The organism is Pseudomonas sp. EA_65y_Pfl1_P113 (assembly GCF_963970525.1).
GTDB classification, from domain to species: Bacteria; Pseudomonadota; Gammaproteobacteria; order Pseudomonadales; family Pseudomonadaceae; genus Aquipseudomonas; species Aquipseudomonas tritici.
Genome location: NZ_CAXAQM010000120.1, coordinates 1 through 892 on the forward strand (window position 1 = coordinate 1; position 892 = coordinate 892).

Here is an 892-nt window from a genome sequence, read left to right on the forward strand (position 1 = left end):
TTCTTCGAGCTCCAACTCCAGCTGCTCGAGCAGCCGTGCCGTGCGCTCGGAGCGCTGCCCGTACAGTTCGCGTTTGAGCTTCTCGATCCGCAGCTCGAGATGCGCGATCAGCGCCTCGTTGTCCGACAGCTCCGCCCGCGCACTGGCAGCAACCGCCTCGGCTCGCAGCCGCGCCTCACGCTCGGCCTGCAGCGCCGCCAGGGCACTCACAAGGTCCGATGGAAGATCGTCCGGCTTCGATATCATGAAGCCATTGAATCAGATCAAGCAGCAGATTCAAACCGTAAAAGCGGCTATCCGACCCGCGTCGGACGCTGGGTTTCTTGAGGGTTGCGCCAATCGATCCCGGACAACAGATAGCTCAACTGCGCCGGAGAGATCGTTACCGATTCACCGGCGACCGATGGCCAGATAAACCTTCCTCTCTCGAGTCTTTTGGTAAACAGGCATGCTCCCTGGCCATCGTGCCAAATGACCTTCAAAAGATCGCCGCGTTTGCCCCTGAAGCAGAAAAGACCGCCGCCCATGGCGTCGCGCTTGAGCACTTCCTGCACGCGCAGAGCCAGGCTCGGAAAGCCACACCGCATGTCGGTATGGCCCGTCGCCAGCCACACTCGCACGCCCGTCGGGATCGGGATCACCGTAGTGTCTCCAGCCCTCGCATGATCCGTAGCAAAACCGCAACATCGACGTTGCGGTCCACGATCACGCGTCGGCCATTCGCGGTCACGACTTCCAGAGTGCCAGTCGCCGCCGGTGCCGCACGCTCCGTCGTCGACTGGACCTCCGACACAATCTGGGCCGGCACAAATCCACCTACCTGACAGCCGCCAAGCTGTCCTTCGCGATAGGCCTTGCGCCACGAAAACAGAAGCTGTTTCGAAAGCCCATG

Annotated in this window: 2 protein-coding genes and 1 pseudogene; all 3 read right to left on the reverse strand. The window is 61.5% G+C overall.

Annotated features, from left to right (window positions below; genetic code table 11):
• Positions 1–246: pseudogene (locus tag AACY52_RS28580) on the reverse strand (IS66 family transposase); the annotation flags it as partial.
• Between the two features lie 47 nt (positions 247–293).
• On the reverse strand, positions 294–641 hold the full coding sequence (gene tnpB / locus AACY52_RS28585) for an IS66 family insertion sequence element accessory protein TnpB (protein WP_063676425.1): 348 nt from the start codon (positions 639–641) through the stop codon (positions 294–296).
• On the reverse strand, positions 638–892 hold a 255-nt coding region (locus AACY52_RS28590), incomplete at its 5' end, for a hypothetical protein (RefSeq protein WP_339561106.1). The genes tnpB and AACY52_RS28590, both read right to left, overlap by 4 nt.